Annotated in this window: 16 protein-coding genes; 6 read left to right on the top strand and 10 right to left on the bottom strand. The window is 49.8% G+C overall.

What is annotated here, in order from left to right; genetic code table 11:
* The first annotated feature begins 148 nt into the window (after positions 1–148).
* From ABD846_RS01085 to ABD846_RS01070, 4 genes are all read left to right on the top strand, one after another.
* Positions 149–2,029, top strand: a complete 1,881-nt coding sequence (locus ABD846_RS01085; protein WP_344821799.1) for a sensor histidine kinase — start codon at positions 149–151, stop codon at positions 2,027–2,029.
* Entirely contained in the window at positions 2,022–2,690 is a 669-nt protein-coding gene (locus ABD846_RS01080; RefSeq protein WP_344821798.1) for a response regulator, read from the top strand. Before ABD846_RS01085 ends, ABD846_RS01080 begins: the two co-directional genes overlap by 8 nt.
* 119 nt (positions 2,691–2,809) lie before the next feature.
* On the top strand, positions 2,810–3,349 hold the full coding sequence (locus ABD846_RS01075; protein ID WP_344821796.1) for a hypothetical protein: 540 nt from the start codon (positions 2,810–2,812) through the stop codon (positions 3,347–3,349).
* Between the two features lie 268 nt (positions 3,350–3,617).
* A complete protein-coding gene (locus ABD846_RS01070; protein WP_344821794.1) occupies positions 3,618–4,361 on the top strand; it encodes a hypothetical protein in 744 nt (247 codons plus the stop codon).
* A 222-nt stretch (positions 4,362–4,583) separates the two neighbouring features.
* On the opposite strand, the gene ABD846_RS01065 is transcribed toward ABD846_RS01070, so the two are convergent.
* From ABD846_RS01065 to ABD846_RS01030, 8 genes are all read right to left on the bottom strand, one after another.
* Positions 4,584–5,354, bottom strand: a complete 771-nt coding sequence (locus ABD846_RS01065) for a metallophosphoesterase family protein (RefSeq protein ID WP_344821792.1) — start codon at positions 5,352–5,354, stop codon at positions 4,584–4,586.
* The gene (arsB, locus tag ABD846_RS01060) at positions 5,351–6,436 is read right to left on the bottom strand and encodes an ACR3 family arsenite efflux transporter (protein WP_344821790.1); all 1,086 of its coding nucleotides are present in this window, start codon (positions 6,434–6,436) and stop codon (positions 5,351–5,353) included. The genes ABD846_RS01065 and arsB overlap by 4 nt, the downstream gene beginning before the upstream one ends.
* A 16-nt stretch (positions 6,437–6,452) precedes the next feature.
* A complete protein-coding gene (locus ABD846_RS01055; protein ID WP_344821788.1) occupies positions 6,453–7,301 on the bottom strand; it encodes an arsenite methyltransferase in 849 nt (282 codons plus the stop codon).
* Between the two features lie 59 nt (positions 7,302–7,360).
* Positions 7,361–7,693, bottom strand: a complete 333-nt coding sequence (locus tag ABD846_RS01050) for an ArsR/SmtB family transcription factor (protein WP_344821786.1) — start codon at positions 7,691–7,693, stop codon at positions 7,361–7,363.
* Positions 7,694–7,863: 170 nt separating this feature from the next.
* Entirely contained in the window at positions 7,864–8,118 is a 255-nt protein-coding gene (locus tag ABD846_RS01045; RefSeq protein ID WP_344821784.1) for a hypothetical protein, read from the bottom strand.
* 208 nt (positions 8,119–8,326) lie between these two features.
* Positions 8,327–8,869 carry a DUF4142 domain-containing protein gene (locus tag ABD846_RS01040; RefSeq protein ID WP_344821782.1) on the bottom strand — a complete coding sequence of 181 codons (543 nt, stop codon included), beginning with the start codon at positions 8,867–8,869 and terminating at the stop codon, positions 8,327–8,329.
* Between the two features lie 25 nt (positions 8,870–8,894).
* Positions 8,895–9,584: a YciE/YciF ferroxidase family protein gene (locus ABD846_RS01035; RefSeq protein ID WP_344821780.1), complete on the bottom strand. Its 690-nt coding sequence runs from the start codon at positions 9,582–9,584 to the stop codon at positions 8,895–8,897.
* Between the two features lie 74 nt (positions 9,585–9,658).
* Entirely contained in the window at positions 9,659–10,912 is a 1,254-nt protein-coding gene (locus tag ABD846_RS01030) for a KGG domain-containing protein (protein ID WP_344821778.1), read from the bottom strand.
* 365 nt (positions 10,913–11,277) lie between these two features.
* On the opposite strand from ABD846_RS01030, the gene ABD846_RS01025 reads away from it, so the two are divergent.
* Both ABD846_RS01025 and ABD846_RS01020 read left to right on the top strand, forming a co-directional pair.
* Positions 11,278–12,117: a 2OG-Fe(II) oxygenase gene (locus ABD846_RS01025; protein ID WP_344821775.1), complete on the top strand. Its 840-nt coding sequence runs from the start codon at positions 11,278–11,280 to the stop codon at positions 12,115–12,117.
* A 10-nt stretch (positions 12,118–12,127) separates the two neighbouring features.
* Entirely contained in the window at positions 12,128–12,877 is a 750-nt protein-coding gene (locus ABD846_RS01020; protein WP_344821773.1) for a TylF/MycF/NovP-related O-methyltransferase, read from the top strand.
* Positions 12,878–12,947: 70 nt separating this feature from the next.
* Here ABD846_RS01020 and ABD846_RS01015 read toward each other — a convergent pair whose 3' ends face one another.
* Both ABD846_RS01015 and ABD846_RS01010 read right to left on the bottom strand, forming a co-directional pair.
* A complete protein-coding gene (locus tag ABD846_RS01015) occupies positions 12,948–14,114 on the bottom strand; it encodes an acyltransferase family protein (protein ID WP_344821771.1) in 1,167 nt (388 codons plus the stop codon).
* A gap of 78 nt (positions 14,115–14,192) precedes the next feature.
* Entirely contained in the window at positions 14,193–16,640 is a 2,448-nt protein-coding gene (locus ABD846_RS01010; RefSeq protein ID WP_344821769.1) for a TonB-dependent receptor domain-containing protein, read from the bottom strand.
* Positions 16,641–16,710: the final 70 nt, after the last annotated feature.

The raw sequence follows: 16,710 nt of genomic DNA, 5'->3' as shown, positions 1-16,710 counted from the left end.
CTTAAGACGATCTGTTGCCGTCATTCCCTCGCGATTAATAACAGATCTTGTGTTGTTCCGGCAAAACATGAATAAAAAACACATACACCATGCGCGATTTTTATTACATTGGCGGAATCTCCGCAAACCTTATCTGCCATAACCGTTCATGTTCCGCAATTACCTGCTGCTTTTTGTATTGTTTATTATTAGTGTATCTGCGCGGGCGCAGCATGCCGCTACTGTTACGGACAGTGCCGCATTGTTCCGCGAAAAAGCGCTGGCCTGCTCCAGAGCGGGCAAACCGGATTCCGGAATTTATTACAGCATGAAAGTGCTGCCGATTTTCGAACAGCGACAGGACCTGCGCCAGCTTTGCGAAACCGAATGGATACTCGCGGGCACGTATAATATGCTCAAGCAATACGAGCGGTCTTCCGTGTACTGCGAACGGGGAATCGAACATGCCGGAGCCTGCGGTGATTCCCTGCATCTTGCGTTGCTGTTGCTGACCAAATCGGCCAACCTTACGCACCCCAACCAGGGTCACGCTCCGAAAGAGGTATTGCAACTGAACAAAGATGCCTTCCGGATCTTTCAATTGCTGAAAGACACTGTACGGATGGCGCATGCGCTGTCTAATATCGGCGTGTACTTCGCTGAAGCAAAAGACGAAAAAAACTTCGACAGCGCAATCTTCTATTACAACCAATCGAACGAAATCAACCTGCAATACGGCCGCTTTCAGAACGCGGGTGTGGTCTATGACAACATCGCACGTTTGCTGATTCTCCAAAAGCGTTACCGGGAAGCCATTCCGTACGAAATGAAAGCTATGGACATCTCCGGGCGGACGCGCGACTTCGAAATGCTGAAAAAGAACTACCGGAAACTCATTACTATCTACGACTACCTGGATCAGACAGATTCCACAGAATATTACGTGGGGAAGTATGCAGCAGCAGTAGACTCCTTTTTCTCCGGACGGCTTACCAGTGCGCTCTCCGATGCCGAAGCGAAATACGAAACCCAGAAGAAACAAAACCGTATTGATGCCCTCACAAAAGACAATCTGATACAACTATTGAAGATCAGGAACCAGGACCTTGAAATCGATACGAAAGAATACCTGATACGCGATCAGCAACTGATGCTTTTGAATGACAGTCTCCAGCTGGCCAACCAGACGGAGTATCTGCAGATACAGGAACAAACAAATACGCTGCAACAGGAGCAATTGCGACGACTGAAGCAGGAAGCAATGATCAGGGATCTGGAACTGAGCAATCGGAAGCTTGAAGTGAACCGGAAAAATCTCGTGATAGGGTTGATGTCATTAAGCCTCTTCGCACTTGGAGCAACAGCCTATCTCTACTACCGATGGCTGCGCAGACGCAAGGAAACGCAATTACAGGACGCAATCGCCGCAGAACAGAAACGCGCGACAAGCGCTCTTTTTGAAGGGGAGCAGAAAGAGCGCATCCGTATTGCGAGAGATCTGCACGACAGCATCGGGCAACTTCTTTCGGCTGTGAAGATGCAGTTGTCTGCAATACCTTCCGGTAAGGAACATTACCGTACGTCCTTATTGCTTCTGGACAAAACCATATCTGAGGTACGTAGCATATCGCACAACCTGATCCCGGAAGAACTCAGCTTCGGTCTGATCAAAGCGGTACAGGAGCTGTGTTCCCAGCTGGAAGAAGCCGGGCAGCTTTCCGTGGTATTTTCATACAGCCACGGTCAACTGAAGATGGACGGGCACAAACATGCAGCATTGTCGTTGTACCGGATCATACAGGAGGTAACGGGCAATATGATCCGTCATGCTGCGGCAAGCGAACTGAAATTGAGCATTACTGAAACAGCGGACGAAACAACCGTTATCATCAGCGACAACGGTAAAGGATTTGATATCGCATCTTTGCAGCATACCTCTGGCATCGGATGGAAAAATATCCGCGCGAGAGTCTCACTGTTAAACGGTAATTTCACCCTGCAATCCGGCCCGGCCGGCACCCTGGTAAACATCCATATACCGCATGAGTAACCTGTCAGAAACCGCAACCAATATCATCATCGCCGACGATCACCAGCTGATCATCGACGGCATTGACAGCATGCTTCAGGGAGAAAAGAACTACCATATCTCTGCCACTGCTTCGAATGGTGCGGAGGCCCTGCAGCTTATCTCAGCCGACCCGTCGAGGTTTCAATTGCTGATCACCGACATCGACATGCCATTGATGAACGGTACGGAACTGTGCCGGAATGTAAAATCGCGCTATTCGCATCTGCCCGTACTGATGCTTTCCATGTACAGCAGTCAGCTGATGGTAAAAGAAGCCATTGCAGCAGAAGCGGACGGCTATATCCTGAAACAGGCAGGGAAAGAAGAATTGCTGCAGGCGTTGCACCGTATCACGAACGGCGGTACCTATTTCTCCCGCGAAATATTACCGGTCCTGTACAGCCAATACAAAAAAGAACAGCGCAAAGAAGCCGGAACAGCGGTGCTCTCGGCCCGCGAACGCGAAATCCTGCTGCTCATCGTCCAGGAACAAACCAGCGAAGATATTGCCCGCCAACTATCTATCAGTAAAAAAACAGTGGACAACCACAGAGCACATCTGCTTGAAAAAACAGGCTGTACGAGTACCGTCGGACTGGTCAAATATGCCATCAGGAACGGCTTTTACGATGCCCAATAGGTATTTATACCTATAAATTTGAGTATCCATCCCCATTGTCTGTTTACGCTCCAAATGCAAATTTTGCAAACGGAAGTAATTGTTACTTCCGTTTACATCCACTTATTTAAACAAACGACATGAAGCGTACAGCATTAGTAAGCGCAGTGTTGCTCGGCACCCTGATGAGCTCCTGCAAAAAAGAAACCAAAACCACTACGCCTCCCCCGGCCGGCGGAACACTCGGAACCCTCACCGCCGAAAATTATGGCTTTGACGGCGGACGCTCCGGAAAATTCTCTTCAACAAAAGCGGGATTCACACAGCAGTCGGCAGCAGGCGTAAGCACTTTTATGATCTCCGCCATTCGCGACGGCGGAAGCGAATCCATCACGATCGTACTGCTGCATGCTGTAAAGGACACCGGTGTGTACCAGATAGGATCTGACTATGACAACGGTGGTATCGAGATTATGAAAGATTACACAAAACCGGGTGACCTTACACAAACGTACTCGACCGACAACGATGGAAATACGATGCACGGCGGCGGAGAGATCCGTATCACAAAAGTGGACGGTTCCAACGTGGAAGGTACTTTCTATGCTGTAGGATTCAACAGTGCAGGTAAAGAAAGCTTCGCAGAACAAGGCAGCTTTAAAGGAACTATCTCTAAGTAATCGTTATCAGAAAAATACTGTCGCCTGCAGTATCGCAATCGGGGCTGCCGTTTCCGGGCGTCCGGCAGGCAGCATAAAAACAGCCCGGCGGCATATGCCCGCACGCTCTACCTTTAAACAAACACCGGCGCAAGCCAGGGCGTTCTTCTCTCCGAGGAACGCCTTTTATTTTTCCTGGAACTGCACAATAAAAATCAGACATGATAACTGCAGTGGGAAATACAATAATACTTTCCGGACTTCGTTTATTTCCCCAAACATCCACACCATGAGAAAACAAACGGTGCAGCTCACTGCTGCATGCATGCTCGTCGTGCTACACGGTGCACACGCACAATCCTGCACTTTTGGTATCGACGGCGGACTGAACCGGTCCACACAGCTGTTTTTCGATCCGCAGCATCCGCAGGATGGTACCACACAGCTGAATGGCTATACAGGCTGGCACGCCGGCGTCTTTGCTACAGCGAATCATTTATTCCGGAACAAGGTGCTGGATTTCTTCACCTACAGGGCACGCCTCAGCTACTTCCGGAAAGGTGCAGTACAACCCGCGCAGATATCCGATCCGTTTTATCCGATGGCTGCAAATGGGACCAGTCAGATCCCTAAGGTAGACGACGTGCGCATCAAAAATACGCTGGACTATATCAGTCTCGACCTCACGTTTCAGAAACACCTGTTGCATTTCGGTCACACCTCTTCCCTCTATCTGGAAGCAGGATTGGGAAACAATGTGCTCATACGGAGCGATATCAAAGCCGGAGCGATAGATCCTGTGCGTTTTTCCCCTCCTTACAACGAATACAACGACGGGAGACTCCGCAGGTATAATCTCACATGGATAGCAGGCGCCGGCATCAATCTTGAAAATAAATACAGCATTTACGCACAGTGTAATAAAGGTATTACCGCAGTGTATCACAGCAATACCTTGCGCGTGCGCGACTGGAGCTGGACCATCGGAGCGGGCATCACGATCGGGTCTGCTAAAACATCGCTGAAAAGCTGATCTGACTTCAATTGAAGTATATCGGCTAATTAAGCCCCTGCACCCTTTATCCCTGTTCAGGCCGTACAGTTTATGCATTATTCATGGCTAAGGCCTATACCATTAAAACACACCTGCCGATATACCTCAGTCTGAAAGCAGAGCCATTCATCACCACACCAAAAACAAAAAGAGCCCGGTATTCCTGCCGGGCTCTTGCATTAATCTATACCGAAGCTATCGCTAAATACCTGTACGCAGCATCTGCGCAAACGTAGCGGGTAGCACACTTTCCTCTATTCCTGAGGCAGCGCGTTCTACATCGTACTCAAAACGGCAAAACCTGACGACGATACTTCTGCCATCGTGTGTATCCGGTTCGCCGGTCAGATGAAGGATCGCGTAACATCCGCGCGGATCTCCGTCCTTTGGCTTTCCGACAGACCCTACATTGATCACGTGCAGGAATTTCCCGCTCCCTTCTCCGTCTTCGATCACACGATGATAAGGTTTATGGGTATGCCCTACGCACAGCACATCTGTGCCCGCATCACGCAGAATGCGCAACAGGCTTTTTTCATCGCGGTCTTCAAACAGATATTCGTTGATCCTGCGCGGACTTCCATGCGCCAGTAGTATCTGCAGTGGCTTTTCATTGAGTTGGAACCCGATCCTGATATGCGCGGGAAGCATCCGCAGATAAGCGCGTTCGGCCTCTCCGATCACAGCGTTTGTGTATGCAATGGATTTGCTCCCGTTGATCTTCTCCTCTTCTGATTTATAAGCGCAGCCGCAATCATCGCTGTTGCGTCCTACGCCGGAGTCGTAATTCCCGGCAATAACCGGAATGCCGCGGCGGCGTATTTCCTGCACCACCTCATTGGGCCAGACATTGTATCCGACAAGATCGCCGAGGCAATACACCGCATCAGGCGCCTGCTGTTCCATATCGCGGAACATAGCTTCCAGAGCCGGAAGGTTGGCGTGTATATCACTGAACAGCGCTATTTTCATACAGGGTAACTATTTGAATCGTTCGGATAAAAACGTTTGCGTAAACGGAAAGCAACATTTACGAGTGCAATAAGCGCAGGTACTTCTACAAGCGGACCTATCACGCCTGCAAATGCCTGCCCGCTGTTGATACCGAATACACCGATCGCCACTGCTATCGCGAGCTCAAAATTATTGCCGGCTGCCGTGAATGCGATAGACGCATTCCGCGAGTAATCAGCCCCGAGCCACTTACCTGCGACAAAGCTGACGAGGAACATGATTACAAAATAAACCAGCAGCGGCACAGCAATACGTAATACGTCAAGCGGCAATTGCACAATCAGACTGCCTTTGAGGCTGAACATAAGTACGATCGTCAGCAGCAATGCAACGAGTGTTACCGGTGCAATACGCGGTATAAACCGGGTGCGGTACCATTCTTCTCCACGGATGCGCACCAATATCAACCGGCTCAGAAAACCCGCCACAAACGGAACGCCCAGGTAAACGGCCACACTCTCTGCGATCTGCATCATGGATATGGAGACGGAGAAACCCTGTAGGCCAAGTACGGGTGGCAGCACCGTTATAAACAAATAGGCATAGAAGCTGTACAACAGCACCTGGAAAATACTGTTCAGTGCTACCAGTCCGGCTGCATACTCCCTGTTGCCCCCGGCGAGTTCATTCCATACGATCACCATAGCAATGCAGCGCGCGAGCCCGATAAGTATAAGCCCGGTCATGTAATCCGAATAATCGTGCAGGAACAAAACAGCAAGCGCAAACATCAGTATGGGCCCGACCACCCAGTTGAGCAGCAAAGAGACACCAAGCACACGTGTATTCCGGAAAACAGATCCTATTCCGGAGTAATTCACGCGGGCCAGCGGCGGATACATCATCAGTATCAGCCCGGCCGCGAGCGGAATATTAGTAGTGCCGCTCGAAAGCGATTGTATCTGCGCGGGAACGGCTGGTATCACATAACCGATAAAAATGCCGAGCGCCATTGCAAGGAATATCCACAACGTAAGGTATCGGTCCAGAAAGCTGAGCTTTTTTCTTTCGTGCGCAGGAGCGCAATTGTTTGCAGTCATGTACAGTCTTTATTTATCAGGAGCAACAATCGGGTCCGCAACAGGCGGCCTTTGCCTCAAGCGGCTTTTCCGCATACACGGTAATACTGAAAATTCCGGTGTCCCCGGATTTGAATGCCTCCGTTGCAGCGGGATCCAGGTACCGGCTGAGAATATCATCAGGAATCACAATAGCCTTTTCCTTCTGAATCGTAACAGACGAAAATCCGGTGTCAAGGATCATTCCCAGGTAAGCATCTTTCTGAACAGCACCAGCCACGCATCCCGCATACATTTCGGAGTCGGTACGGAGACCGTCCGGCAAATCGCCTTTCAGCACCACATCAGAAATAGAAAAATGACCTCCGGGCTTCAGCACACGGTAGATCTCGCGGATCACGGCTGCTTTGTTCGGCACAAGATTCAACACACAATTACTCACGATCACGTCGGCCATATTTGCCGTAACGGGCATATGCTCTATATCACCCTGCCGGAACTCTACATTTGCAAAACCCAGCTTCGCCGCATTAGCCCTCGCTTTCTCAATCATAGCAGGTGTGAAGTCAATTCCGATCACACGACCGTCTTCGCCTGTTTCCGCACGCGCCACAAAGCAATCATTGCCGGCACCGCTTCCGAGGTCTATCACCGTATCGCCTTTCTTAATACGGGCAAACTGTGTGGGTAACCCGCAACCCAGTCCCAGGTCTGCATCCGGTTCATAACCGTTCAGCGCCGCGTAATCATCGCTCATGATCTGGTACACTTCTGTACTGCAGCAGGTGGCGCCACAGCAGGACGCCTCATTGCTCGCTTTGTCCTGTAAGGCGATCTCGCTGTATTTCTGTTTTACGATCTCCTTTAATTCCTGTTCGGTTGGCATAGCATGTTTAATTTTAATTGTTTTATTGCAATATTGCGATTAATAGCAGCAAAAAAATATCAGCAGCACTTACCGTCTTTCAGGTCTACCTTTTTGAAGAAGCCTGAAAAAAAATCGCGGTAACGGTTCCACACTTCCGGGTTGATACAATAGCAAACATTCACACCTTCTATGCTGCCTTGTATAATACCCGCGAGTTTCAGTTCCTTCAGATGCTGGGACGTAGTTGCCTGGGCAAGTCCCAGTTCATCTACCAGATCTCCGCACACACAGGCATTTTTGCGCACCAGGTATTGCAGGATAGCAATACGTGCAGGATGAGCAATTGCTTTAGCCATCGCTGCCAGTTCATTTTGCTCCCGGGTAAACAGTGCTGATTTCGTCGCTCCCATTGTTTCTTTTCATCGCAATATTACGATGGATAATTTACACCACCAAATAATTTTAATGCTCGTTGAACTGCATGCATAAAAAAAACGGGGCGAGCTTTTACTGCTTTCCCCGTTTCCAGACTTACACAATGCACACCGTTTTGTACGTACAACAGGGTGTGCGGCACAGTCTAGCTCTTTGGCTTCTCATTCATACTGTGGCCTTCGGTCTTTACAATTTTATTGTAGATACCCAGCAACAGGAATGGTGCGGCCCACTGACCTACAAACAAAGCTGTATGATTGTGACGGCACGCTTTCAACACTGCCGAAACGCCCATAGCAGCTACGGCTGCAGCCAGGAATACGGTTGATGGAATTTTGGATGTTTGTCTTTCGATCATCTTGGTGGCAGAGCCTTCGGTATATGCTTTTTGCTGTTCCATAATATTTCGGTTTAAATGTGGTTCAATAATTTCAAGTTCGAAGTTCGGTAGTAGCCTTATGTGTACGCTTATAGCCTGCGATGGGCAGTTTTATATGATTTGCGGCAGCAGAGAAAAGGAATGGTTCCGGGAAAAACCCGGATCCATTCCGGACTCAACCTATAGAACACAAAAACCAGGAACTGCTTGCGGGCAATTCGTTAAGCAGTTATTTCTTTAAGCCATTCTCGATATCCTGAGCCATACGCAGGTGGTCGCGTAAAGTGGGAAGTTTTGCATTTGCCCAGCTTCTCAGTTCAGGATCGTCGCCTTTATCGGCTTCTTTCTGAAACAAGTCGATATCCTTTTTATGGTCTTCGACCATCATATGCATATATGCTTTATCGAAGTCGGCTCCCTTCTTATCACGGAGCTTATCCATATCTTTTTGTGAGTCTTTACCAGACATAGCATCGGGCGTAATGCCTTTACTGTGCGCGAGCGCCTCCAGCTCCTGATTGGCTTTGGAGTGGTCATCGATCATGCGCTGACCGAAGTCGCGCACCGCCTGTGAAGAGCCATTGCTTACGCCAAGGCGCCCCATGTCCACTTCCATCATACCACCCATAGAAGCTTTCATCACAAATTCGCGGTCTCCTTTGGAGCTGCTGTCGGTAACGACTGTTGCTGTGCCGTCTTTCATTTCTGCCGCCGCCATACAAGTGCCGGACAAACAAATAACCGATGCAGCGATGAACATTATCTTTTTCATAAATACTGTTTTTGAATGATTGCAATTAATTTTCGTCAGATTCGTCTTCATCTTCTTCAGCGTCATCCTCCATTCCGGCATCTTCATCAGTCTCGCCGTCAGCCATCGGGTTTACATCGGTTTCCGCTATATCCGTCAATTGTTGGTCGGTATCTTCTTCTTCCTGCAAGGTTTCATCCAGCAGCTGTGCAGCTTCATCATGACCGAGCGTCAATGCTACCTGTACCAGGCTTCCGTATGCCGCGATCTCATAATGTTCTATTTTCTGAGCGGAGATGATAATACCGGCGTCACGCGTCATGGATCCTTCCGGCGTCTCTTCGATGCATTTTTTGCCTTCTTTTACCAATGCTTCCATCACCGGGCATTTCACCGCTTCGGCTTCTTTGCCTATGGATTTAAACACTTTCTCCAGTCGCTTCACTTGTTTTTTCGTTACATGAAGATGATCTTCAAGTGCTTCTTTGAGTGATTCTGTGGTAGCCGCTTCGATCATTGCGGGCAAAGACTCCACGATGTGCTGTTCTGCCCAGTAAGTGTCTTTCAGAATATCTTCGAACAGTTTCTCGAACGGAGTATTTTCTGCTCCACCCGCCTGTTCCATCACAGCCGTTGCAGTAGCGCGGGCGGATTTACCAGTGGTATTGCGCTTGCCCGGGCCTGCTTTGCTATTTTGCGCAGCTTTTGATTTAGCCGCTGTTGTTGCTGATTTCATAATTTGACTTTTTTGATTCAGGTTAAAGAAAAACGGCAGCTACTTATTTCACTGCCGTTCTTGTTTCATTGCAATTAGCGTCTGCCGCCTCCGTGAGAAGCGAGTCCGCCCATGCGTGCAATACGCGTGCGTTCTGCTTTGCTCATAGATGCAAATCCTCTTTTGCTGGTGCCTCCGTTTCTTGAAGAAGAAGAGGACGAATTTCCACCGCGGCCGGAACTGTTTCCGCCACGACCAGAGGAGCTACCGCCACGTGAGGAAGACGAATTGTTTCCGCCACGACCGGAAGAACTGTTACCACCGCGTGAGCTGTTGCTGCGGGAAGAACTGCCGCCGGAGTTGCCACCGCGTGAAGAGCTTCCGCCGGAGTTACCACCGCGTGATGAACTGCCGCCCGAGTTACCGCCGCGTGATGAGCTGCTTCCGCCACGACCTGAAGAACTACCTCCGTTGCGACCTGAAGACATCATACCTCCGCGTGATGAAGAGGAACCACGTCCGGATGAGCTGTTACCACCGCGTGAGCTGTTGCCACGTGAAGAACCTCCGGAGTTGCCACCGCGTGAAGAGGAAGAACCCTGAGATCGACTGCCTGAAGAAGAGGAAGAATTACCACGTCCGCCGCCATGTGATGCACGACCACCTTTAGCAGCTATGCGACGTACTTCTTCACGATCCATGCTCGCAAAACCACGGCCTCCGCTGTTGCGTTGACCGCCACGGCCGGAAGAGGAAGAACTACCGCCGCGGGATGATCCACCACCACGGGATGATTCACCGCGTGAAGAACCACCGGAAGAAGATCCGCCGCGTCCGCCACGTGAAGAAGAGGAGGAAGAAGAACCGCCACGACCGCCGCCATGTGATGCGCGACCGCCTTTAGCAGCTATGCGACGAACCTCATCACGGTCCATGCCGGCAAATCCGCGTCCGCCGCCATTACCCTGACCACGTCCGGAGCGACCGCCACGGTTGTCGTCGTAATCTTCATCGTCATAGTCTTCATCATCGTAATCCTCGTCATCGTAATCTTCGTCATCATAGTCTTCATCATCTTCGTCTTCGTCGTCATAATCTTCGTCATCGTAATCATCATCGTCATAGTCTTCATCGTCATACTCATCGTATTCGTCGTATTGATCATAGTCATCATCTTCATAATCGTCCTGATCATCGTAGTCGTCCTGATCGTAATCTTCGTCGCGATCATAATTGTCGTCATTGTCGTTGTAGCGACGTCCCTGATTTGAATTGCTTCCTCCGCGGTTAGAGCTGTAGTTACGGCTGCTGTTCGAAGAACCACGGCCATTTCCTGATGGTTGTCTCATAAAATTATCGGTTTAGAATTAAAAATTAATTACAGTACAAAGAGACCTCAAAACGGTTTATGGCTTTTTCTCCGATGCGCTGCGGCAGTTTATATAATTCCCATTTGCCCGTAAAACACATCTGCAGCATGTTTTTCAGAAGCAGGAACAGCTAACACACAAGCGGCATAAAGCTGCTGAATGACCCATCAATTTTAAAAAAATAAAACACGGTTACTAACAGATCGTCCGCGCGCATCGTCAATCTTAATACACTACAATTTACTGTTGAGAAAAAAGCAGCAGACTATCTCATAGCCGGCTGAATCCGCTGAAAGCGGACGTGTTACACCCATACCTGACCGAATCAAAAACCATGAAAAATTATGTGCAATCCATTACTGTGTTCGCAAAAAGATCTTCCCATTCTCAGCCGGGATATGGACCTGAAAACGCTCGGAAAAACACTGGGAAAAACGTACCAGTCGGCCGATCCGGTCAGGCACGTGGTCATCGACAATTTCTTTGATCCGGATTTTCTGGAGCGCGTACTTCAGGAGTTCCCGGATATGGATAAGGCAAAAGAAGTACGGAGCTTTTCCAACACAAACGAGAAGAAAGCGATTACAAAGGGAGAGTCGCTGTTCGGGGAATGCTCCAAAAGACTGGCACGCTTTCTGAATGCCGAAGAAATGCTGGATTTTCTTCAGGAGCTTACCGGCATAAAAGAAACGCTGATACCCGATCCGCACTTTGCCGGCGGAGGATTTCATGCAACGAAGCCGGGAGGCTATCTGAAAATTCATGCAGACTTCAATAAGCATAACGATACGGGGTTGGACAGACGGGTGAACCTGCTGGTATTTTTAAACAAAGACTGGCAGGAAGGATACGGGGGGCACTTCGAATTCTGGGACAAAGAAATGAAACACTGCACAAGCCGTGTGCTGCCGGTATTTAACCGTGTAGTGATCTTCTCCACCACCAGTGATTCGTATCATGGTCACCCCGATCCCCTCACCTGTCCTGAGGATCGTAACCGCCGTTCGATGGCTATATACTACTACACGAATGGCCGACCGGACGAAGAACTTTCTCAGAACGGTTCCAAACACAACACGCTCTTTGTGGGACGAAGCGGGGTGCGTAAAGATGTAAGCAAATTCCGTGATCGTCTGCGGTTGTTCATCCCGCCTATCATCCTTCGCATCTTTAACAGGTTCTAAAAAACTTTTCATGAAAATACAACGAATCGTAAGCACGCTCAGCTTCAGTGTGGCGCGGCTGATGGGCACACCTTTCTACACCTGGGCGTCCATCCTGAAGAAACCCTATCACATACTGGTACCCGCCGCCACCTATGCTCCGTGGATTACCGACGATACATTCAGAGATCTGTACCGGAAAGTGAGACCTCATTCCCTCGTGAACCGTTACCAGGCTTGGGAACTCTGGTCACTTGTGGGACGCATGGAATCCATTCCCGGCGATATCCTCGAAGTGGGCGTATGGCGTGGCTCCACCAGTATACTGATGGGCAAAAAGCTGCAGATGCTGCAATCCAAAAAACGCATATGGGCCTGCGACACCTTCAGCGGTGTGGTAAAACAAAGCCGCGCCGATAATTTTTACGAGGGAGGCGAGCACGCCGATACTTCCGTACAGTTTGTGGCTGGCCTGATCCAAAGCTTTTCTGTGGATCGCATCACTTTGCTGAAAGGCATATTCCCGGAAGATACCGGCAGCGCAATTGAAGGTGAGCATTTCTCAATCTGCCATATTGATGTGGACACCTATCAGTCGGCGCTTGACGTTGTGAACTGGGTATGGCCGAGACTTGCCACGGGCGGTGTGATCGTCTTTAACGATTATGCGTTCGGTATCACCCGCGGAATAACGAAACTGGTAAATGAGCAGGCTTTATTACCGGGAAGGGTGATGATCCACAACCTCAACGGTAACGGCATACTGGTGAAAGTGCAATAGTGCCATACAGCAGATGGATGCGTGTTCCGCGGCTATAAAGGGAACAGCAGCACTATCTGAACATAAGCAATCAGCGTTGCAGCATACGCCCGCGCAAACGCATAAATGGTCGCTCTACCAATACGTGCAACACGCATGCTGCGGCTATAGACACAGCTGCACTGATCAGCAACAGCAATCCGGGGTTTAAGTCCTCTGCACCGGGAAACTGATGCGTAATGTGTATGATGCCTTTATGGGTAAGATATATGCTGTACGATATTGCCGCAATAAAAGCAGTGAAGCGTGCGCGGCAACGGTATAAGAAAGACGATGGAGATAAAGCGCTCAGCAGCACACAGCCATAGCCCAGCGCCACCAGCGGGAACCCCCATACGGAAGCCGTATAGCTCAAAGGGTCGACGCACACATGTGCCGCTGTTACCAGCACTGCAATACCCAGCACAAACATCAGGTTGCCATAGCGGCACAGTCGTTCGCGTACTGCGGGTACAAAATGCCAGACGGCTGCTACAGATACGCCTGCGAGCAAACCATCCAGCCGGTTGTAACTGGGGTAATATACATAGCGGTACCACTGCACGCCTGCATCTTCCTGCGCGGCATAGGGAAGGTAGCAGGACTGATAGCTGTAATGCCGCAGAGCGATCCCGCAAAACAGCAGCAGCAAAGGAAGCCAATAGGCCCTTTTGAAACGGTGAAGGCGCAGCAGCAACAGCAATACGGGCGGAAGCAGCAGGTAAAAATGTTCTTCCACGCACAGCGACCACGCATGTGAAAACGTACCGTAATGACGAAGATCGAGACCGAAGTTTTGTGTGAATGTGAGAAATTTCCAGAGCGGGGGTAATTGTTCTTTTTCACGGAAAAGCGGGACACAGAAATACAACGCGAGCGTGGCAAGATAAGCAGGGATGATGCGGAACACGCGCCTGATGAAAAAATCCCTTACACTGAAGTGGCCCGTGTCTGCAATCTGACGGAACAATCCGGAAGCAATGAGGTAGCCGCTCAGCACAAAAAACAGATCGACACCAGACCATCCAAATGCTGCGAAGCCCGGAAGCCAGGCCGGTTCGCCACCACTGAGGATAAAATAATGAAACAGGAACACATAGCATATAGCTGCTGCACGCAGGTGATCCAGCCCGTAGAGCTTCTGTTGTTGCGGAAATGATTGCACGGAATAACGTGGTTGAGCGGTAAGCGATCTGATTGTAATATCCCGTTTTTTCACGGAACTAAGTACCGCGTACTGTACTTTTTTTACCGATATGGGAAAGCCTCCCCGCAGTGGCTTAGCACGGCACTCCAATCAGAATTTATAGTTATACCCGATACGGATCACCTGCGTCTCATAATAGTCATCGCTGGTGTAGCGGAAGCCTACCCCGGTAACCTGTTTCCTGATCACCATGGTATTGAGCAGATCCGTGGCATTGATAAATAATTCGCCGCGGCCCTTCTGTATTTTCTTTTTGACGCCTGCATCCAATGTAAATCTCGCCCCCGTGCGTGCCTGCGGAACAATATCCGGTGCGAGGTAAACAGCTGTAAGCTGCGCGTCCACACCGTGTGCCAGATGGAACTTATTGTTCAGCTTCAGGTTACCGGAGAACATAGTCTGCATAGATGCCGAAAACGGCGTCGGTTGGGGATACTCGTTTACTACCGAAAAAGCATTGATCTGGTTGCGGTATACATTTCCGTTTACGCTTACCGAATAGGATTTGGAAATTTTCTGATCCCATACCAGTTCTGCACCTGTATTGTAGCTTTTGCCCGCATTCTGAAAAACAGCGTATACGAGCGTGCTTCCCGGTACAATAGCCGATATGCGCGTGATCGTACCGTCGGCAAAACGATGGTACGCAGCTCCGTATATATACCCCCCGTTCCAGGTATGCTTATAGCCGAGCTCCAGTGAATTGGTAAACTGCGGACGCAGGCCTGGATTTCCTACTTTGATGATTTCGGCATCATCATATTTCGGGAAGATGCGGATATCCACTTCCGCAGGCCTGTCTACCCTCCTGTTATAGCTAAAGGAAAGTCTGCCGTTATCACCCGTTTTATAAGCCAGCCGAAGGTTGGGGAAAGGCTGCGTGTAATTGTACCCGTCGCTTTTGTACGTATTATGTCCCGGATTCACATCGTATTGAATGCGCACATATTCGACACGCATACCCAGCTCCGCTTCCCACTCCGGTCGTTCTATCACGTAATTGCCATATACAGCCGGGATGAGTTCACGGTAGGTCGCCCATCCGCCGGCATTGCTGTCCAGCACGGAATTCTGACCGGGTATAAAGTGCATATCCGTGGGAATGTTCCGGTCGCGCAGCTTGACTCCCGCCTCGAACCGCCCGTATTGAAGCGGCCGTACATAATCCGCACTGAAGTCGTACACGCGTTCGTCGGAGAGCAGGCGGAAGGCATCCGTACCCGAGGAGCCAGTGAGATAGTTGTCGTAGTAATATTTTTCGTCTTCGCGGTGAAAGGTGTAATTAAAGCCCACATGCAGCAAATGCCCGGGCTGCCGGAACCGGTGTTGCAAAGAAGCAGTTCCCATCACGGTTGTTTTCAGCTCATCTTCCAGGAACTGCCAGAGCCTGATGCGCTGAGACATATCTCGGTTGAAAAAAGGTTCGTCTCCGTGATCCGTTATCTTTTCGCTTCCATAAAGTCCCGACACGGTAAGTGTGTTGAAGTCATTGATATTCCAGTCCACACCTGCTTTTGTATTCAGGAAGTTGGTGTTCCGGTTGCGTTTCAGCTGAGAATGAATGACGGTGCCATCGTCGTAGGTACGGGTCACAAATTCGTTCTTGTTCAGCGTTTGGGTATACAGGTTATCTGCCTGCAGGAATACATTTACCTTTTTGTGTCTGTAGTTCAGCGACAGCGAAGGATTGATCTTAGGTGTAATCGTGTACTGAGGGCGGATGGTGGGCAGGTTTTGCTTCTTTACCCAAAGAGCACCGGCCCCGGTCGTAAAACCAACTTTACCGTTCAGTCCTGCTTCGTCGCTTTTCTTCATGATGATATTGATGATCCCCGCATTCCCGTTAGCGTCGTATTTGGCCGAAGGGCTATTGATGATCTCGATCTTATCTATTGCCGACGCGGGGATATTATCCAGTCCATACTGCGTGCCGAATCCGGTGAGCGCAGTTTGTCTGCCGTCTATCAGCACCGCCACTTTGTCGCTTCCGCGCAGTTGTACTTTACCGTCCTGCACCGTAATTCCCGGGAGGTTCTGCATGCTTTGCAATACGGAAGCCCCTGCCTGACTGATATTGTCAGCAACGCTGTACGTCTTTTTATCCATCGCATTGCTTACAGGCACCTTTGTTCCGCTCACCTGTACCTCGCGCAATACTGCGCCACTTTCCTGCAAACCTGCGGCAGAAAGCTCCAGCACCGGAGAGAGACTTCCGACGAAAAGCGGCTGGTGCAGCGGTGTAAATCCCGGATAGGTATATTCAATCCTGTAGTTCCCCGGTTTGATACCAGACAGGGTAAAGCGTCCGCTCTCATCTGTGGTGGTACCGCTTACAAACACCGTATCGGCAGCCCGCTTCAGCACTACATATGCATAAGCGAGAATGGTCTTATCCGAACTGTTCTTCACCGTTCCTGAAATAGTAACTTCCTGCACCTGAGCCAGTGCAGATGTGCCTGATAGTGTCAGCACAGCAGTGATTATGCGCTTGCCGGCCTGTAGCAGACTGTTTATGCCGGTGCCATTATGCTTGTTCATGTCTTCGTCGCTTTATGGAAAGAAACCCGGAGACAAAGGTGACAGGTAATTTGGCAGAAATTCTGAACCT

It is taken from the genome of Rurimicrobium arvi (genome assembly GCF_039540495.1).
Taxonomy (GTDB): Bacteria; Bacteroidota; Bacteroidia; order Chitinophagales; family Chitinophagaceae; genus Rurimicrobium; species Rurimicrobium arvi.
Note: the sequence above shows the minus strand (reverse complement) of the source record. Positions and strands in the feature narration are given on the sequence as shown.

What these genes read in the sequence shown, in the direction of transcription:
- ABD846_RS01050 (WP_344821786.1), bottom strand. Translation starts at nt 7,693, where the DNA reads ATGGGAGCGACGAAATCAGCACTGTTTACCCGGGAGCAAAATGAACTG.
- ABD846_RS01055 (WP_344821788.1), bottom strand. Translation starts at nt 7,301, where the DNA reads ATGCCAACCGAACAGGAATTAAAGGAGATCGTAAAACAGAAATACAGC.
- ABD846_RS01030 (WP_344821778.1), bottom strand. Translation starts at nt 10,912, where the DNA reads ATGAGACAACCATCAGGAAATGGCCGTGGTTCTTCGAACAGCAGCCGT.
- ABD846_RS01045 (WP_344821784.1), bottom strand. Translation starts at nt 8,118, where the DNA reads ATGGAACAGCAAAAAGCATATACCGAAGGCTCTGCCACCAAGATGATC.
- ABD846_RS01040 (WP_344821782.1), bottom strand. Translation starts at nt 8,869, where the DNA reads ATGAAAAAGATAATGTTCATCGCTGCATCGGTTATTTGTTTGTCCGGC.
- ABD846_RS01075 (WP_344821796.1), top strand. Translation starts at nt 2,810, where the DNA reads ATGAAGCGTACAGCATTAGTAAGCGCAGTGTTGCTCGGCACCCTGATG.
- ABD846_RS01020 (WP_344821773.1), top strand. Translation starts at nt 12,128, where the DNA reads ATGAAAATACAACGAATCGTAAGCACGCTCAGCTTCAGTGTGGCGCGG.
- ABD846_RS01085 (WP_344821799.1), top strand. Translation starts at nt 149, where the DNA reads ATGTTCCGCAATTACCTGCTGCTTTTTGTATTGTTTATTATTAGTGTA.
- ABD846_RS01080 (WP_344821798.1), top strand. Translation starts at nt 2,022, where the DNA reads ATGAGTAACCTGTCAGAAACCGCAACCAATATCATCATCGCCGACGAT.
- ABD846_RS01065 (WP_344821792.1), bottom strand. Translation starts at nt 5,354, where the DNA reads ATGAAAATAGCGCTGTTCAGTGATATACACGCCAACCTTCCGGCTCTG.
- ABD846_RS01035 (WP_344821780.1), bottom strand. Translation starts at nt 9,584, where the DNA reads ATGAAATCAGCAACAACAGCGGCTAAATCAAAAGCTGCGCAAAATAGC.
- arsB (WP_344821790.1), bottom strand. Translation starts at nt 6,436, where the DNA reads ATGACTGCAAACAATTGCGCTCCTGCGCACGAAAGAAAAAAGCTCAGC.
- ABD846_RS01070 (WP_344821794.1), top strand. Translation starts at nt 3,618, where the DNA reads ATGAGAAAACAAACGGTGCAGCTCACTGCTGCATGCATGCTCGTCGTG.
- ABD846_RS01010 (WP_344821769.1), bottom strand. Translation starts at nt 16,640, where the DNA reads ATGAACAAGCATAATGGCACCGGCATAAACAGTCTGCTACAGGCCGGC.
- ABD846_RS01025 (WP_344821775.1), top strand. Translation starts at nt 11,278, where the DNA reads ATGTGCAATCCATTACTGTGTTCGCAAAAAGATCTTCCCATTCTCAGC.